Raw genomic sequence first — 16,754 nt, 5'->3', positions numbered from 1 at the left:
AGGCAAGTTGGCCATTCCGTCCGGCGCCCGCCTGTTCAGCGCCGGACATTCCCGGCGGCAAAACCGCCGGCCGGACTGTGAGCAATTTACTTGACGCGTGCAGCGATCTTCGGCGTCGTGACGGCGACGTCGCCGCATTGCGCGCGGTGGCGCAGCGCATGGTCCATGAGCACCAGCGCCAGCATGGCTTCAGCGATCGGCGTGGCGCGAATGCCTACGCACGGATCGTGGCGTCCGAAGGTTTCGACGTTGATGGGATTGCCTGACTTGTCGATTGAGCGTCGCGGGGTGCGAATGCTCGACGTCGGTTTGATGGCGATGGACACGGTGATGTCCTGTCCGGTCGAAATGCCTCCCAGGACGCCGCCAGCGTTATTGGTAACGAATCCCTCAGGGGTCAGCTCGTCGCCATGTTCCGTGCCCTTCTGCGCGACTGACTTGAATCCGGCGCCGATTTCCACCCCCTTCACCGCATTGATGCCCATCATCGCGAAGGCAATGTCGGCGTCGAGCTTGTCATAGATGGGCTCGCCCAGGCCGACGGGAACGTTCTCCGCAATGACATCGATGCGCGCGCCGCAAGAGTCGCCCACCTTGCGCAACTCGTCCATGTACGCCTCGAGTTGCGGGAGAACGGTCGTGTTCGCAGCGAAAAACGGGTTGTTGGGGACGTAATCCCAGGATTCGAAGGGAATCGCGATTTCGCCGAGCTGGCTCATGCAGCCCTTGAAGGTCGTCCCGTATTGTTCCTTTAGCCACTTCCTGGCAATCGCCGCGGCGCCGACCACCGGCGCGGTCAATCGGGCGGACGACCTTCCGCCGCCGCGCGGGTCGCGGATGCCGTACTTGTGCCAGTAGGTGTAGTCGGCGTGGCCGGGCCGGAAGGTGTCGACAATGTTGCCGTAATCCTTGCTGCGCTGATCTTCGTTCCTGATCAGGAGCGCAATCGGTGTTCCCGTCGTCTTGCCCTCGAAGACGCCGGACAGGATTTCAACCGTGTCCGACTCCTGGCGCTGCGTCACGTGGCGCGAGGTACCCGGTTTGCGGCGGTCGAGTTCGGGCTGGATGTCGGATTCAGACAACACCATGCCGGGCGGGCAGCCGTCGATCACGCAACCGATTGCGGGTCCATGTGATTCGCCAAAGGTGGTGACGGTGAAAAGTGTGCCAAAAGTGTTGCCGGACATGATGATGTGGGGAAGATCGGGAAAGGCTAGATTTTAGCGTATCGCCCGGCCGAAACGATGGAAAGGCGATACAAACAGGCAACTTCAGCATCGGTTGAAGCGTGAATGCGGCAAAGGGAGATCCGGTTGCGGGCACGAAGATTGCGCCAAAGGAAAATATGGTGCACCATCCGAGGACAGTTACTCGGTTGCAAGAAGTGTTTCGAAGATTTTTGCGGGAGCGTCGAATATTGCGCGCTACGCGCTCCCCGTGAATTACTTAACAGACAATAATACTGACGGCCTGCGCCGCCACCTGCCGTATTGCCGCCGATGAAATATATGTACTGTTTCCAGAACAGAGCCAGCGCATCCTGGAGAGGACTATGAACAGATCGACCGCGTCAGTCGACGACGATCTGGTATTCATGGACGAGGCCGCACCGCCGTCCGATACTCCTGAAGCGCACGAAGCAAAGGGGGTTTGGCGCGTCTTGATCGTCGACGACGACTCGGACGTCCATTCCGCCACCACGTTTGCGCTGAACAATCTGGAAATGCAGCACCGGCCGCTCGAGTTCCTGCATGCATATTCCGCGTCGGAGGCGCGGGAACTTCTGGCACGGGAAGACGATATCGCCGTCATTCTCCTCGACGTGGTGATGGAACAGGAGGATTCCGGGCTGCAACTGGTTCGCCATATCCGCGAAGTGCTGAAGCTCACCGAAGTGCGCATTATCCTGCGTACCGGCCAACCCGGTTATGCGCCGGAAATCGACGCCATCCGCGACTTCGACATCAACGACTACAAGACGAAGTCCGAGCTCACGCGCATCAAGCTCTATACGACGGTGACGTCCGCCATCCGTTCCTACGAACAGATCCGCGCGATCAATGCGAGCCGCCGCGGCCTGGACCGCATCGTCCGTGCGAGCGCCGAGCTGATGGCCCTGCATGGCCTGGACAATTTTGCAGCCGGCATCCTTGCCCAGGTGGCAACGCTGCTGGACCAGGCTTCCAGCGGATTGCTCTGTGTGCAGGAGCACACAAATGCGCAGGAACTCACGGTGATCACCGCCAGTGGCCCCCATGTAAAGCTGGTGGACAGTGCTTCCGGAATACGCGACGGACGCATTGCCGGCCTGCTGCAGCGGACGCTCGATCAGCGCACCAATATCTACGGCAGGGATTTCGCAACGCTCTACTTTGGCGGCAACGCGAACCGGGACTTTGTCGCCTACATCGACACCGGCGCGACGCTCAATGAAATCGACCAGCGACTGCTTGAAGTCTTCAGCCGCAATATCGCGGTCGGTCTCGATAACGTTCTGCTCGTCACGCGACTGCATAATTTTGCCTTCTACGACACACTGACCAAGCTGCCCAACCGAACGCGCCTCAGGGAACTGGTGGATGAAGCGCTCGGCATGCCGATGCGCAATGACGTGATTCTCGCGCTGGTGGACATCGACCATTTTTCCGAAACCAACGACGCCCTGGGCCATCAGTTCGGAGACCTGCTTCTGCTGGGCGTCGCCGCGCGCCTGCAGGCGCAACTTGGCAACCAGCTCACGATTGCACGCGTCGGCGGCGACACTTTCGGCGTGCTCGGCGATGCGTCGCTCGTCAATCCTGCGGTCCTGCTGGACCTGTTCGACGAAGCCTTCAGCATCGATGGCCAGGAAGTCCAGCTTTCAGCGACCGCGGGACTGGTCCGCCTCGCGGATTACGAAGGCGGCGGTGCCGACGCGCTCAAGGACGCCGACATCGCGCTCAAGCGCGCGAAATTGCTCCAGCGCGCCGGTCATTTCTATTTCTCGCGCAGCATGGGCGTGGACATCCGCGAGCGGGTGCGCCTGATGCACGCCTTGCGCAATGCGTACGAAGAAAAGGAACTGTTTGTCGTCTACCAACCGCAAATCGATCTGCAGACCCGCAGGCCGGTTGGCGCCGAGGCGCTGCTGCGCTGGCGTACGAAGGACGGAACGTTCATCCCGCCCGATCGATTCATCCCCATTGCGGAGTACTCAGGCCTGATCATCGACATCGGCGAGCGCGTCATGCGCGAGGCGTGCAAGGAATTGATGCGCCTGCGCAGCATGGGCTACACGGAATTCACGATTTCGATCAATGTGTCGCAGGTCCAGTTCCGCCACCCGCGCTTCCTCGACACGCTGCGCAACGTGCTGGCCGAAACCGGCGCCCCGCCTTCCCGGATCGAACTCGAGATCACCGAATCCATTGCCATGGAAGAGCCGGACGCGCTCATCCAGTTGCTTGGCGAGATCAGGCAGACGGGTGTCAGCATTGCGATTGACGATTTCGGCACCGGCTTTTCGTCGCTCAGCTACCTGCAACGCCTGCAGGCCGACCGGCTCAAGATCGATCGCAGCTTCGTCACCGAAATTACCAGCTCGTCGCGCGGCAGCAGCATCGCGGAAATGGTGATCCAGCTTGGCCGCAACCTCGGCTTGTCGGTAGTCGCGGAAGGCGTGGAAGACGAGCGCCAGGCCAGCATCCTCGCCAGCTTGGGATGTCCGTTGGCCCAGGGTTACCTGTTCGCACGCCCGATGACGGTCGACCAGCTCACGACCTGGCTCAAGGACAATGGGGCAAGATGACGCCCTCCCCGCGCCGTTGCGAATGACGGACAACGCATGAAATTCGGCAAAAGAACGCTTACGCTGCGACGGGCCATCGTGCTCGTCGTCGTGGTGGGTTTGCTCGCGCCGGCGTCCTTGATCAGCGGCTACTCCTGGTTCAAGCAGTATCGCGACGATATCAAGCGGCAGACCGAGGAGCTGCTGGAACAGAATGCCGACATCCTCTCCAACGGCATGCAGGAACCGCTCTGGAATATCAACCAGGAAAGCGGCAACGCGCTCCTGGAAGCAATGATGTCGCGCAAAGAGGACATCATCCTGATCGAAGTCCGCGACAACGCGCTTGGCGTCTTCGTCTCGGGGGAGCGGTCGGAGCGGCGCACCGGATTCACCGCCACGACCGAGAAGCCGGTGGTTTACCGGGGAAGTACGATCGGCTCGGTCAAGATCGAGGTCGGCAGCACGCGCCTGCGGCGAATCATGATCGACGACCTCGTCGGCTCGATCACGGCCGTCCTGGCCCAGGCAACGCTATCGATTGCGCTTATCCTGGTCCTGCTCGAACACCGCCTTGTTCGCCCGTTGCGGCGACTGGGTTCCGGTGCGGACCGGCTTGCAAACCGGCAGCTCGACGTGCCCTTCACCTGGCAACGGCTGGACGAAATCGGCTTGCTGAGCCGCCGGATGGAAGACACCCGTATCAGTCTGCGCAGGCTCTTCGAAGAACTGGACCACAAGAACCGCGAGCTGGAACAGGACATCGACAAGCGCAAGCGCGTCGAGCAGGAGCTGTACGAACGCGAGGAGCGTTTCCGGGCGCTCGTCGAGCAAAGTCCGATCGCCATCATCGAATGGGACAGCAAGCTGCAGGTCATCGAATGGAATGCCGCCGCCGAGCGCATTTTCGGCTTTCCGCGGGAACAAGCGCTGGGCAGACACGCCAGTTTCATCATCCCGCATGCAAGCCGGGACGCGGTGAACACCATGTTCAGCCGTCTCACCGCGGGCAAGGGCGACAGCCGCAACGTCAGCCAGAACCGGCGTGCCGACGGCCAGGTCATTACCTGCCAGTGGAGCCATACCTACGTCGCCGACAACACCGGCAAATCCGACCGCCTGTTGTCCATTGCCGAAGATATCACCGAGAAGCGCCGCGCCGAGGAAGCGCTGAGTTTTTCGGAAGCCAAGTTCGCCGGCGCGTTCCAGGGCAACCCCGATTCGATCTCCATCACGCGGATGAGCGACGGCGTGCTCGTCGACGTTAACCAGACGTTTGAAGAAATCTCCGGCTTCCGCCGGGAAGAATCAGTCGGCAGGACGGCGGTCGAACTCAATATCTGGGTCCATCCCACCCAGCGCTGGGCCCTCCTCCAGCACTTGGGCAACAACAAGATGGCGCGCAATTTCGAGTGGGACATGCGGACGAAATTCGGCAGTTTGCGCCGGTGCATGACGAATGCGACGATCTTCACCGCCAACGGCGAACGCTACATGCTGGCGGTCATCCGGGATGTGACGGACCAGCGCCTGCTCGAGGAACGCAAGGCGGAAGCCGACCGCGCGCTTCTGCGCCTGGCGCAGGGCACGCGCGATATTGCAGGCGAATCATTCTTTGAACTGCTGGTGGCCGACCTGGCCTCCGCGCTGCGTACCGACTGCGCCTTTATCGGCCTGCGTGTCGACAATGCGCAGAACCGTCTGCGTTCCGTGGCCGCGCATGTACGGGGCCATACTGTCGAGAACGTGGAGTACGAAAGCACCGGCACACCTTGCGAACGGACACTGGAGGGCGAGATTTCCGTCTTCCCTGCCGATATCCGAACCCTCTTCGCCAACGACATCGCGCTTGGCGAGCTTGACTGGGAAAGCTATGCCGGCGCACCGCTGCGCGACGCGGCGGGCAATACGATCGGTGTGCTCGCGGTGATGCATACCGAGAAGCTCGGAAATCCCGACCTCATCAAGTCGCTGCTGCAAGTGTTCAGCGAACGCGCATCGGCCGAACTCGAGCGCAAGCGTGCGGAAGAAGAATTGCGCAACAGCGAACAACGCTTCTCGACCATCTTCCAGTCATCGCCCATTGCCATGTTCGTGACCCAAGTCCGCGGCAATTACATCATCAAGGATGTTAACCACGCATTCGAACAGCTTTTCCTGCGCGACAGGAACATGGTGATCGGCAAGAACACGGGCGAACTGGAACTGTACTGCGACATGAATGACCGCATGGCGCTCATCGAAGAGCTCAAGCGCGCCGGTTCCACCGAGAACCATCGCGAAGTCTGGATGGTCCGCGGCGATGGCAGCAAGGTCCTGGTGCAGTTCTCCGGCCACACCTTCACGCTGGCCGGCGAGCGTTTCGGCATCCTTGCCTGCGCCGACGTCACCGACAAGCGCCGCATCGAGAACGAGATCCGCGAACTCAACGCCACGCTGGAACAACGTGTGGTCGAACGCACGGAAGAACTGCAGCAGGCAAACGAAGAACTGGCCGCCACGCTGGAAACACTGAACAAGGCGCAGGAAGAACTGGTGCGCAGCGAAAAGCTGGCCGCATTGGGCTCGCTGGTCGCCGGTATCGCGCATGAACTGAACACGCCGATCGGGAACAGCCTCATGGTGGCCAGTACCCTCGTCGACCAGACCCGCATCCTTGCGCAGAACTACCAGGAGAACGCGCTGAAGCGCACCATGCTCGAAGGCTATCTTGGCGATGCGGGTACGGCTGGCGACATCCTCGTGCGCAACCTGCAGCGGGCGGCCGACCTGGTGACAGGCTTCAAGCAGGTGGCGGTAGACCAGACAAGTTCGCAGCGGCGCAAGTTCTCGGTTGCGGAGGTCGTTTCCGAGATCATGCTGACGCTCTGGCCGACGCTGAAGAAGACGTCGTTCATCGTCCGGCAGAACATCCCCGACACAATGCTCATGGACAGCTATCCGGGTCCGCTCGGACAAGTCATCACCAACCTCGTCAACAACGCGCTGCTGCACGGCTTCGACGGCCGCCGGTCAGGCACCGTATCGATCGACGCAGCCCAGACCGGGGATGGCTGGCTGGAATTGACGGTAAAGGACGATGGTGTGGGCATCCCGTCCGCCAACTTGAACCGGATCTTCGATCCGTTCTTCACGACAAAGCTGGGTGCCGGCGGGTCCGGGCTCGGTCTCAACATCACGCACAACATCGTGTCCGGCGTCCTCGGCGGGCGCATCCGCGTGCAGAGTGAAGTGGGCGTGGGAAGCACCTTCATCCTCAACCTGCCGCTGGTAGCGCCGCAGCGTCAGGTCGAGGAAGATGTGATACCGCGGCAGTCGACCGTTATCTGATCGCCGCCGCCAGCGCGCTTCCGCTGAGAAAGGCGTTTTCCACCCGCCCGCTGCCGTCCAGCCCGGCAGCGAACCAGTCACCGCAAACGCCAATGCGCGTCTCACCATCCCACAGGCACTCTCCTGGCAAGGTCGTCATTGCCTGCGCGTAGCGCCAGCGATGCACGTCGGCGTAAACCGGCTGGACGTGCGTGCCGGTCGCTTCATGGAACGCCTTCAACAGCTTTTCCTTGACCCGTTCGGGGTCGTCGGCAAGATGTTCCATGCTCCAGGCAGACGATGCGTGACCAATCCAATGCTCGCCGGGGCGGCGCAAAGGCTTCGACGCGTCGCGCGCGATCCATTTCAGGCGAGATCCTTCAACCCATGCCCCGTCGTAATCGAGATCCAGCGATTGTTCGAAACCCAGGATCAGCGCCCAGCACGGTTCAAGATGCTCCTGCCCCACCTGTCCAGCGAGGGAAGATACGGGTTGCAGCAAGCGCGCGGCGATATCCGCCGGGAGCGCGAGGACGACAGCGTCGAAGGGGCCCGCAGTGGCAGCAATCGGCACGGAGTCACATTGCACGGACAGCAGCCAGCCATCGCCGTGACGCTCCATGCCAGTGACGGATTGCTCGCAGCGTACCTCGAGACCGTCCGCAAGGTGCCGACCCAGCGCGCCCATGCTGGGGACAGCCACCATGCGCTGTTTGGCATTCGACCGGCCAGCATTGGCAGCCACACCCTTGTCCAGCTTCACCAGCTTGCCGTCCCAGGGTGCAGCCCAACCGGCCTTGCGCCAGGCGGCCACTTCCTTGCGAAAGAGGTCGCTGGTCGCGGTGAAATACTGCGCGCCGTGGTCGAAACCGCCCAGTTCCGTCTGCCGCGTACCCATGCGGCCGCCGACGTCGGCATTCCGCTCGTAGACGATGACCTGGTGTCCCTGCTGTTGCAGTTGGCGGGCGCAGGTCAGGCCGGCCATTCCTGCGCCGATGACGGCGATGTGCATGGAAAGATCCTTTCTGGTTGTGATGATGTAAGGTCCGGCGAACCATGGGCGAAAAAAAGCCGCTCATGGATGCAATCCGATGAACGGCTCTGTGTTGCCATTGCGGCGCGGCTTATTCGTCGCCCTCCGACGGCCAATCGCGGATATAGGCTTTGAGCATCTTGTTCTCGAAGCTTTGCGCTTCGAACACAGCTTTCGCCACGTCATAGAACGAAATGACGCCGTAGAGTGTCTTCGCGCTCACGACCGGCACATAACGCGCATGTCGTTCGAGCATCAGCCGGCGCACTTCATTGACTTCGGTATCGGGCGTGATGGAAATCGGGTGGTCATCCATGTGCTTGCGCACGGTGTCGGTGCCGACTGTCCCCTTGTTCTTGTACAGGGTCTTCATCACTTCGCGGAAGGTCAGCATGCCGACCAGTTCGCCGAACTCCATGACCACCAGCGAACCGATGTCCTTCTCCGCCATCGTCTCGACGGCCTCCTGCAATGGCGTGTCCGGGGTAATGGTGTAGAGGATGTCGCCCTTCACTTTCAGGATTTCTGATACTTTCATAGCGTCGCCCCAGAAGGAAAGTTGTTGTTATTCCCTTTGAATGTAGCCTAAGCGGAATGAAAAATCCAGCGCAGACAGAAACGCTGCCGCTGCGTTCCGCAAAATGCCCCCCAACCTCCGAGCTGTCATCTGCATGACAACCCGTTGTTGCTTTCAATGCTAGCATGCAAGGGTCCCGCAGACGAGCCGCGCAAGACTGATTTAGAACAAGTTTTGGAGACAAACGACCGATGAGTTCCCCGAAATATCCAGGGTTCGATACCCTGTCCCTGCACGCCGGCGCAGCCCCGGATCCTGCTACCGGCGCGCGCGCCACGCCTATTTACCTTACCACTTCCTTTGTATTCAAGGATTCGGACCATGCCGCATCGCTGTTCAACATGGAACGCGCCGGCCATGTCTATTCCCGTATCTCCAATCCGACCAATGCGGTGCTGGAAGAGCGCATCGCGGCGCTCGAAGGCGGCGTGGCGGGATTGGCTGTCGCCAGTGGCCAGGCGGCCATGCATCTCGGGCTGGCGACGATCGCCGGCGCCGGCTCGCATGTAGTCGCATCGCGCGCGTTGTACGGCGGCTCGCAGAACCTGCTTGCCTACACGATGAAGCGCTTCGGCATCGAAACCACCTTCGTCGATCCGCGCGATATCGATGCATGGCGCAATGCGATCCGGCCGAATACCAAGGTGCTCTTCGGCGAGACCCTCGGCAATCCCGGCCTCGATGTACTCGACATTCCAAAGGTCGCCGAGATCGCGCATGAACACTACCTGCCGCTGATGGTGGACTCGACGTTTACCACGCCCTACCTGCTCCGGCCGTTCGACCACGGCGCCGACCTGCTCTTCCATTCGGCGACCAAGTTCCTGTGCGGTCACGGTACGGCGATCGGCGGGCTGCTGGTCGACGGCGGCACGTTCGACTGGCAGCAGGCCTATGAAAAAACCGGCCATTTCGCCGAGCTGTGCGAACCGTATGACGGCTTCCATGGCATGGTGTTTTCGGAAGAGTCTTCCGTTGCGCCGTTTTCCCTGCGCGCACGCCGTGAAGGCCTGCGCGATTTCGGCGCGGTCATGAGCCCGCACAATGCCTTCGCCATCCTGCAGGGCATCGAGACATTGAGCCTGCGCATGGACCGCCATGTGGCCAATACGCGCAAGATCGTGGAATTCCTCGCCGCCCACCCGGCTGTCGCGTCGGTGTCCTATCCTGAACTGGAATCACACCCCGATCATGCACTGGCAAAGACGTTGCTGCCGAAGGGCTGCGGGGCCGTATTCTCCTTCAGCATCAAGGGCGATCGTGCCGCCGGCCGGCGCTTCGTGGAATCGCTGAAAGTCTTCTCCCACCTGGCTAACGTCGGCGATGCCAAGTCGCTGGTCATCCATCCCGCCTCGACTACACATTTCCGTGTGCCCAACGAACAGCTTGCCGCATCGGGCATCACGGAGGGCACGATGCGTCTGTCAATCGGCCTGGAAGACGCCGATGACTTGATCGAAGACTTGGGACGCGGCCTGAAGGCTGCGCAGAAGGGAGCGTGAGATGCTGCTGAACGTACAAGGACAGGAAGCTTACTGCTACACCGGAGGAAAGGCCTTCAATCGAGAATTGCCGACCGTTGTGTTCATCCATGGCGCGCAACACGACCACTCGGTGTGGATCCTGCAGACGCGTTACTTTGCGCACCACGGCTTCAGTGTACTGGCGGTCGACCTGCCAGGTCATGGCCGTAGCAAGGGAAGTCCGCTGGCGAGCGTGGAAGCCATTGCCGACTGGGTGCTGGCACTGCTCGATGCTGCAGGCGTGCAGAAGGCCGCATTGGCGGGACACAGCATGGGTTCGCTGATTGCACTGGAAACCGCGTTCCGTGCACCCGGACGCGTCACCCGGCTCGCGCTCGTCGGCACCGCCTATCCGATGAAAGTCTCCGACGTGCTCCTCGAAGCTTCGCTCAATGAAGAACAGACGGCGATCGACATGGTGAACATCTGGTCACACTCGTCGATGGCGCACAAGCCCTCTTGTCCCGGCCCGGGATTTTCCGTCATGGGCGGCAACCAGCGTCTGATGCAGTACGTTTCGCGGCGCAACCCGGCCAAGGTCTTCCATACCGATTTCTCGGCGTGCAATTCCTATGCAAACGGTGAAGCCGCGGCGAAGTCGATTTCGTGCCCCACCCTGCTTTTGCTCGGCGCACGGGACATGATGACGCCGCCGAAAGCGACGGCGACCTTGAGCAAGGCGATCAACGGCGCGAAGGTCGTGCAGATCGACAACTGCGGCCACAACCTGATGGCGGAACAACCGGACGCCGTGCTCGAAAACCTGTTCGGCTTCATGAAGAGCTGACCAGCCGCGCCTTCTGGAAATGCGTGGTCAGGGTCTCGTCGAGGCCCTGTTCCACCGCGGCTTCGACTTTCTTCGCAAGCGTTTCATTGCCGGCGGCATTGAATACGAAGAGACGATAGACGTCGGCGACCTTGAGCTTTTCCGGATTGACCATCAAGGCCCAGGTATCGAGGCCGTCTGTAATCCGCTTGCCGAACTGCGTCCGCTTCGGCGTCTCGGCCTTGATGCGTCCAACCCATCCGGCTTCCAGCATTTTCTGCAGCAGGACTTCCGATTCATCAAAACCCAGGCGCGTCTTCGACCGGATCGTGCGGGCGTCCACCGCCGCATTGCTGCCCTCGGCACGCGCGTCGTGCAGGACTTCCATGACCGCCATCGCATCGATGAACGCGCTGCCCGGCGCGCCCACGTGCCACCAGCGCTCGTATTTCACGACGGGCAGCGCCGCCGCGAGAACTGCGCCGATCAGGGCGATCAGCCACGAAACATAAATCCACAGCAGGAAGATCGGCAAGGCGGCCAGCGCGCCGTAAATGACCGTATAGGTGGGGAAGTTCGCGATGAATACGACGAAGAGCCGTTTTGCCACCTCGAAGGCCACTGCGGCCAGCAGTCCGCCGGCGGCGGCATCGCGCCAGTCCACGATCCGGTTCGGCACGGCCACGTACAGCAGCGTAAATGCGCCTGTGGTCAGCAAGATGGATATCAGGGTATAGATCGTGATGCTGACAAGCGGAACATCCCGCACGAAATCGCCGGTCGCGGTCAAGAGGTAGGATGTGGAGGTGATCGATACGCCGATCATCAAGGGCCCCAGCGTCATGATCGCCCAGTAGACCACGAGACGCTGGGTGAAGGAACGTACCGACTTGACCCGCCAGATATGGTTGAACGCTTTATCAATGGTCAGCATCATGATGATCGTGGTCACGATCAAACCGATCGCGCCGACCGCGGAAAGCCGCGTGGCCTTGCTGGCGAACTGGTTGATGTTGCCGAGGATGGTATTGGCGATTGCCTTGGGCATCACGCTCTGGATGAAATAGGCTTCCAGCGACGCGCGGAAGGTATTGAACATCGGAAAAGTCGTGAAGATGGCCAGCGCCACCGTCACCATCGGCACGAGCGCCAGGACGGTGGTGAACGTGAGGCTGCCCGCCACCTGCGGCAGCCGCTCCTCGTTCAGGCGGCGCGTGGCGAAGCGCCACATTCCCCGGATGTCATCGATGGGGAACCTGCTGAATATCCGGTGGTTGAACAGGGATGGTCGGCCGGTGTTCTGCGTGTGCGGCATTGCTTCCTGATTGAATTTTTGTCCAGTAAAGCATCCTATAATACCAAGCATGATTGCATCAGACCTTCCCATTCTCGTCCTCTATTACTCCCGCAACGGTGCCACACGCAAACTTGCCGAACTGATCGCGCAAGGCGTAGAGAGCGTTTCAGGCTGCGAAGCGCGCGTGCGCACGGTGCCCGCGGTGTCGACCGTGACGGAGGCGACGGAGCCGGACATACCTTCAAACGGTGCGCCTTACGTCGAATTGCGCGACCTCGAAGAGTGTGTCGGCCTTGCCCTAGGTTCTCCTACCCGGTTCGGCAACATGGCCGCACCCCTGAAATACTTCCTGGACGGCACCTCGCCGCAGTGGCTGTCAGGCGCGCTCGTTGGTAAACCCGCCTGTGTCTTTACCTCGACCGGCAGCCTGCATGGCGGCCAGGAATCGACCCTGTTATCAATGATGATCCCGTTGCTGCACCATGGCATGCTGTTGCTCGGTCTGCCCTACACCCATCCCGAACTGATGACCACCACCAGCGGCGGCACACCGTACGGGGCGAGCCACTGGTCCGGCGGCAATGGAACGAACACCATTTCAGACGATACGAAGCTGCTCGCCGTCGCCCTCGGCCGCCGGCTGGCGGAGACCGCGCGTCGCCTGAGGAGCGCGTAATGCAAAAAACCTTGTACATCGGATCGGCTGCCAGCCTCGTCCTGCTTATCCTTCTTTGCGTGACCTGGGAACTCGCGCTGGCGCCGCTGCGTCCGGGCGGATCCTGGCTTGTGTTGAAGGTCATCCCGCTCCTGCTGCCGCTGCGCGGCGTGCTCAAGCGCGACCTCTACACGATGCAATGGTCGTCCATGCTGATCCTCCTTTTCTTTGCCGAAGGCATTGTGCGCGGCACGAGCGACCAGGGCTTGTCAGCGACGCTCGGCTGGGCAGAAGTTGTACTGACCACCATTTTCTTTACCTGCACCATCCTCTACCTGCGCCCCTTCAAGAAGGCCGCAAAGAAGCTGGCGCAGCAGGCCATCCAGAAAGCCTCCAAATGAACGCATTCCTCGACCAATGCCGATCGGCGATCGGCGACAGTTATGTCTTGACCGATGCCTCGGACATGGCGGGTTATCTGACCGACTGGCGCCGCCGCTTCACAGGCAAAGCCCTCGCCGTCGTCAAACCGGGTAATACGGAACAGGTGGCGGCAATTGTCCGCCTGTGCAACACCTATCGTGTGCCCGTTGTGCCGCAAGGGGGCAATACCGGCCTTGTCCTGGGAAGCGTCCCGGATGACAGCGGCACCGCCATCGTGATGTCGCTGACGCGCCTCAACCGTATACCTAGCGTGGATACGATCAATAACACCATGACTGTCGAGGCCGGCTGCATCCTCGAACAGGTGCAGAATGCCGCTGCAGAATCGGGCCGCCTGTTCCCGCTATCCCTCGCGGCGGAAGGCAGCTGCACGATTGGAGGGAACCTGTCGTCGAACGCGGGCGGTACGGCAGTGCTCCGCTATGGCAACTCCCGCGAGCTTTGCCTGGGGGTCGAAGTTGTGACAGCACAGGGCGAGATCTGGGACGGTCTGCGCGGCCTGAGGAAGGACAACACGGGTTACGACCTGCGCGACCTTTTCATCGGGGCCGAGGGCACGCTGGGCATCATTACCGCCGCCGTGCTCAAACTCTTTCCGCAGCCACAGGCACAGCTGACCGCGCTGGCGGCAATGCAATCGCCGGAAGATGCCCTGCGCCTGCTCTCTCTCGCGCAGGAGAAATGCGGCCCCATTCTCACTGGATTCGAGCTAATGTCCGATTTCTGCCTTCAGCTCGTCGCGAAGCACTTCCCGCAGATGCGCCTGCCCTTCCCGCAAAACTACCCGCAGTACGTGCTGCTGGAATTGTCGGACAGCGAATCCGAGGATCATGCCAATACCATGCTCGAGGCGCTAATCACCGATGCACTTGAACAGGACATGATCCAGGACGCCGCCGTGGCCTCCTCCATCGCGCAGTCGAAGGCGTTGTGGAACCTGCGCGAGCACATCCCGCTGGCGCAGGCCGAGGAGGGAAAAAACATCAAGCATGACGTGTCGGTGCCGATTTCCCGCATCGGCGATTTCATTCGTGAAACCGATGTCCAGCTGCAGAATGGTTTCCCCGGCTGCCGCATGGTGACCTTCGGCCATCTGGGTGACGGCAACCTCCACTACAACGTCTCGCCTCCCGAAACAGGCTCGCCGGATGCCTTCATTGCGCATCAGGAAGCCATCAACCGCGTCGTGCACGACAGTGTGAACCGGTTCGGCGGATCGATTTCGGCGGAACACGGTCTCGGCGCCTTGAAGCGCAATGAGATCCGCTTGTACAAATCCGAGGTGGAACTGAACATGATGCGGGCGCTCAAGCAGGCACTGGATCCGCTGGGGATCATGAACCCGGGCAAGTTGATATGAAGCGCGCGGCAGGCAGGCTGCTTGTTCTCATGATGCTGGGCCTGGCGTCGCCGGCCTGGGCTGTCTTCAAATGCAACGCCGACGGCAGGGTCGTGTACACCGATACGCCGTGCGACGGTGGAAAGGTGATCGATACCCCTTCGCCTTCGGATGCCAATGCGGCTAACCAGGCGGCAGCACAGGAAAAGCGCCACTTGAAGACGCTGGAAAGCACACGCCGCAAACGGGAAGCCGCTGATGAGCGCGCAATGAAAAAGGCATCAAGCGCAAGCGCCGCCAGGCACAAGAAATGCGCAGCGCATGCGCTTCGTCTAAAGCATGCGAACGAAGACGTATCGAGGACAACCGGAATAGCAAACGAAAGAGCCAGGCGCAAGGCGCAGCGGGTCGCTGAAGCCTATGAAGCAGACTGCGGCAGGTGGTATGAGCGGGAAATGAGCATGGCCAGATAAACTGGCTCACTCTCCGTCAAGCAGCTCGATAAGTGGCTGGAGTGCCGAAGCCTCTCCCTCGTCCAATGTTGCCGCTTGCAGCGACAAGTCCCTCGCTACATCGCGCAGGCGCCACTGGATTTCACTCGTCGCCACCGCCGTCTCGAACAGGATCTGCGCGCTGCGCGTTTCGAAGAATCCGCTGTCCACATCAAGACACACATCCAGCCCCGTGCTGCTGAAGGCGTGCTGGATATTGGTGGTGCGCTTGTCGACATCCTGCAGCAATTGCTGCGATTTTTTCGATTTGAGTTCGGGCTTGGCAATCAGGCCTTGCCCCATCTCGCGGACAGACACAATGCGGTCGAACAGTGCCTGCACGCGGCCGCGCTCCTCGCCGGTCGGTACGCCCGTGTCGTCCGGCTGCAGCGGCGCCCCGTCGCGCGCGGCCTGCATCGCAACCGACACGGCGGCCCCGAGTTCGCGCGCAAACTCACCCGGCAATATTTTCAACGCGAGGTCCGCGCGCTGAAGCGGCTTGTCCTTGTCGAGAAAGATACCGGAAATCATTTCGGCAACCGAGATCACCTGGCCGGGCGCGCTGATGCTGCTTCCCGCAACCTGACGCGGATAGCCGCTGCCATCGAAGCGTTCGTGGTGCTCATAGACCGCCTGCGCGACACTTGCCGGATAATTCTCCAGACCGGAAATCAGCATCTGACCAATGCGCGGATGCACCACGACGTGCCGCCATTCATGCGGATACAAACGTCGGTTCGAATGCAGGTATTCCGGATCGATGTACAGCTCGCCGATATCGTGCAGCAGGCCGGCCAGCGCGACGACGGTCTGGTCCGTCATGCTCAGGCCGAATTTTCGCGCGAGACAGATGGACAGCAAACTGACCATGACGCTGTGTTCCAGCGCCGCTTTTCCGCCACGCTCGATGATCGTCAGCATGGTGCTCATGGCACTGCCGAATTGAATTCCGGAGAGTACCTGCAAGGGCGACACGCCGCCGGTGACGGTGCGCATGATGGAACGCACAGGCTCAACACTGTCGGCGATGCGCTGCGCTTCCTCCGCAATGAGATCAATGTTGACGCCGGATTCGACCGCGATGCTGGATTCGAACGGCTTGCTCAGCTTGCGCATCGTGAGGCGTTCCTGCAATCCGCGCGAAATCCTTGCGCCTTTTGCAACGAGCTTCATTCCCCGTGCGTCAAAAATGTCCTCGGTTGCCGTGATATCAGCCTGCTCGGCGAGGCTCAGGACCTTGTCGAGATAGTACTTGTTGACCGACGTGATGACATGTTCTTCAGGCATCGATGTGCTCGGGCCGCAGCAGTTCGAGGATTTCTCTTGGGAAATATTATACGCTTGGAATCAGCACGAATGGGGCGATTCGCGCGTGCTTGAACTGGAGAGAGAAAAGCGGCAATGACGGTGGCCTGCCCAGCAGGAGTCGAACCTGCGACCTACGGCTTAGAAGGCCGTTGCTCTATCCAACTGAGCTATGGGCAGCGTGATTGCGTCCGGAACAGAAAGCGGCACGCCGAGGTGCAACCGTACCGGAAACGAGGCTTGCGGATA

The 16,754-nt window shown here is 60.9% G+C and carries 13 protein-coding genes and 1 tRNA gene; 8 read left to right on the top strand and 6 right to left on the bottom strand.

All coding sequences use genetic code 11. The features are described 5' to 3' along the window. Window positions 1-86 precede the first annotated feature (86 nt). On the bottom strand, window positions 87-1,187 hold the full coding sequence (gene aroC / locus ACNOHI_RS08095) for a chorismate synthase (RefSeq protein WP_420474161.1): 1,101 nt from the start codon (window positions 1,185-1,187) through the stop codon (window positions 87-89). A gap of 365 nt (window positions 1,188-1,552) precedes the next feature. Here aroC and ACNOHI_RS08090 point away from each other — a divergent pair, with 365 nt between their 5' ends. Then, the gene (locus ACNOHI_RS08090) at window positions 1,553-3,787 is read left to right on the top strand and encodes an EAL domain-containing protein (protein ID WP_420474160.1); all 2,235 of its coding nucleotides are present in this window, start codon (window positions 1,553-1,555) and stop codon (window positions 3,785-3,787) included. 36 nt (window positions 3,788-3,823) lie between these two features. Beyond that, window positions 3,824-7,096 (top strand): PAS domain S-box protein, encoded by a 3,273-nt coding sequence (locus ACNOHI_RS08085; protein ID WP_420474159.1) that lies wholly within the window; start codon window positions 3,824-3,826, stop codon window positions 7,094-7,096. Here ACNOHI_RS08085 and ACNOHI_RS08080 read toward each other — a convergent pair. Both ACNOHI_RS08080 and ACNOHI_RS08075 read right to left on the bottom strand, forming a co-directional pair. Further along, complete coding sequence (locus ACNOHI_RS08080; protein ID WP_420474158.1) at window positions 7,089-8,087, bottom strand: NAD(P)/FAD-dependent oxidoreductase; 999 nt, start codon at window positions 8,085-8,087, stop codon at window positions 7,089-7,091. The genes ACNOHI_RS08085 and ACNOHI_RS08080 overlap by 8 nt on opposite strands. A gap of 112 nt (window positions 8,088-8,199) precedes the next feature. Continuing rightward, window positions 8,200-8,646, bottom strand: coding sequence for a CBS domain-containing protein (locus tag ACNOHI_RS08075; protein ID WP_420474157.1), 447 nt, complete (start codon window positions 8,644-8,646; stop codon window positions 8,200-8,202). Window positions 8,647-8,876: 230 nt separating this feature from the next. Between ACNOHI_RS08075 and ACNOHI_RS08070 the strand changes: the two genes are divergently transcribed. Both ACNOHI_RS08070 and ACNOHI_RS08065 read left to right on the top strand, forming a co-directional pair. Next, on the top strand, window positions 8,877-10,187 hold the full coding sequence (locus ACNOHI_RS08070; protein ID WP_420474156.1) for an O-acetylhomoserine aminocarboxypropyltransferase: 1,311 nt from the start codon (window positions 8,877-8,879) through the stop codon (window positions 10,185-10,187). 1 nt (window position 10,188) lies between these two features. Beyond that, on the top strand, window positions 10,189-10,995 hold the full coding sequence (locus tag ACNOHI_RS08065; protein WP_420474155.1) for an alpha/beta fold hydrolase: 807 nt from the start codon (window positions 10,189-10,191) through the stop codon (window positions 10,993-10,995). On the opposite strand, the gene ACNOHI_RS08060 is transcribed toward ACNOHI_RS08065, so the two are convergent. After that, a complete protein-coding gene (locus ACNOHI_RS08060; protein ID WP_420474154.1) occupies window positions 10,982-12,289 on the bottom strand; it encodes a YihY family inner membrane protein in 1,308 nt (435 codons plus the stop codon). The two genes, ACNOHI_RS08065 and ACNOHI_RS08060, sit on opposite strands and share 14 nt — an antisense overlap. Before the next feature lie 49 nt (window positions 12,290-12,338). Between ACNOHI_RS08060 and wrbA the strand changes: the two genes are divergently transcribed. From wrbA to ACNOHI_RS08040, 4 genes are read left to right on the top strand one after another with little or no spacing between them, the layout of a single operon-like run. Further along, the gene (gene wrbA, locus ACNOHI_RS08055; protein WP_420474153.1) at window positions 12,339-12,947 is read left to right on the top strand and encodes an NAD(P)H:quinone oxidoreductase; all 609 of its coding nucleotides are present in this window, start codon (window positions 12,339-12,341) and stop codon (window positions 12,945-12,947) included. Next, complete coding sequence (locus ACNOHI_RS08050; RefSeq protein ID WP_420474152.1) at window positions 12,947-13,327, top strand: DUF2069 domain-containing protein; 381 nt, start codon at window positions 12,947-12,949, stop codon at window positions 13,325-13,327. Before wrbA ends, ACNOHI_RS08050 begins: the two co-directional genes overlap by 1 nt. Beyond that, window positions 13,324-14,730, top strand: coding sequence for an FAD-binding oxidoreductase (locus tag ACNOHI_RS08045; protein WP_420474151.1), 1,407 nt, complete (start codon window positions 13,324-13,326; stop codon window positions 14,728-14,730). Before ACNOHI_RS08050 ends, ACNOHI_RS08045 begins: the two co-directional genes overlap by 4 nt. After that, window positions 14,727-15,182, top strand: coding sequence for a DUF4124 domain-containing protein (locus tag ACNOHI_RS08040; protein ID WP_420474150.1), 456 nt, complete (start codon window positions 14,727-14,729; stop codon window positions 15,180-15,182). The genes ACNOHI_RS08045 and ACNOHI_RS08040 overlap by 4 nt, the downstream gene beginning before the upstream one ends. Before the next feature lie 6 nt (window positions 15,183-15,188). On the opposite strand, the gene ACNOHI_RS08035 is transcribed toward ACNOHI_RS08040, so the two are convergent. After that, window positions 15,189-16,487: an HD-GYP domain-containing protein gene (locus ACNOHI_RS08035; protein ID WP_420474149.1), complete on the bottom strand. Its 1,299-nt coding sequence runs from the start codon at window positions 16,485-16,487 to the stop codon at window positions 15,189-15,191. 121 nt (window positions 16,488-16,608) lie between these two features. After that, window positions 16,609-16,685, bottom strand: a tRNA-Arg gene (locus ACNOHI_RS08030). Window positions 16,686-16,754: the final 69 nt, after the last annotated feature.

This window comes from Noviherbaspirillum sp. ST9 (genome assembly GCF_048799745.1).
Taxonomy (GTDB): Bacteria; Pseudomonadota; Gammaproteobacteria; order Burkholderiales; family Burkholderiaceae_D; genus Noviherbaspirillum.
This window is presented reverse-complemented; position numbering and strand designations above follow the sequence as displayed.

What these genes read in the sequence shown, in the direction of transcription:
- aroC (WP_420474161.1), bottom strand. Translation starts at nt 1,187, where the DNA reads ATGTCCGGCAACACTTTTGGCACACTTTTCACCGTCACCACCTTTGGC.
- ACNOHI_RS08090 (WP_420474160.1), top strand. Translation starts at nt 1,553, where the DNA reads ATGAACAGATCGACCGCGTCAGTCGACGACGATCTGGTATTCATGGAC.
- ACNOHI_RS08085 (WP_420474159.1), top strand. Translation starts at nt 3,824, where the DNA reads ATGAAATTCGGCAAAAGAACGCTTACGCTGCGACGGGCCATCGTGCTC.
- ACNOHI_RS08080 (WP_420474158.1), bottom strand. Translation starts at nt 8,087, where the DNA reads ATGCACATCGCCGTCATCGGCGCAGGAATGGCCGGCCTGACCTGCGCC.
- ACNOHI_RS08075 (WP_420474157.1), bottom strand. Translation starts at nt 8,646, where the DNA reads ATGAAAGTATCAGAAATCCTGAAAGTGAAGGGCGACATCCTCTACACC.
- ACNOHI_RS08070 (WP_420474156.1), top strand. Translation starts at nt 8,877, where the DNA reads ATGAGTTCCCCGAAATATCCAGGGTTCGATACCCTGTCCCTGCACGCC.
- ACNOHI_RS08065 (WP_420474155.1), top strand. Translation starts at nt 10,189, where the DNA reads ATGCTGCTGAACGTACAAGGACAGGAAGCTTACTGCTACACCGGAGGA.
- ACNOHI_RS08060 (WP_420474154.1), bottom strand. Translation starts at nt 12,289, where the DNA reads ATGCCGCACACGCAGAACACCGGCCGACCATCCCTGTTCAACCACCGG.
- wrbA (WP_420474153.1), top strand. Translation starts at nt 12,339, where the DNA reads ATGATTGCATCAGACCTTCCCATTCTCGTCCTCTATTACTCCCGCAAC.
- ACNOHI_RS08050 (WP_420474152.1), top strand. Translation starts at nt 12,947, where the DNA reads ATGCAAAAAACCTTGTACATCGGATCGGCTGCCAGCCTCGTCCTGCTT.
- ACNOHI_RS08045 (WP_420474151.1), top strand. Translation starts at nt 13,324, where the DNA reads ATGAACGCATTCCTCGACCAATGCCGATCGGCGATCGGCGACAGTTAT.
- ACNOHI_RS08040 (WP_420474150.1), top strand. Translation starts at nt 14,727, where the DNA reads ATGAAGCGCGCGGCAGGCAGGCTGCTTGTTCTCATGATGCTGGGCCTG.
- ACNOHI_RS08035 (WP_420474149.1), bottom strand. Translation starts at nt 16,487, where the DNA reads ATGCCTGAAGAACATGTCATCACGTCGGTCAACAAGTACTATCTCGAC.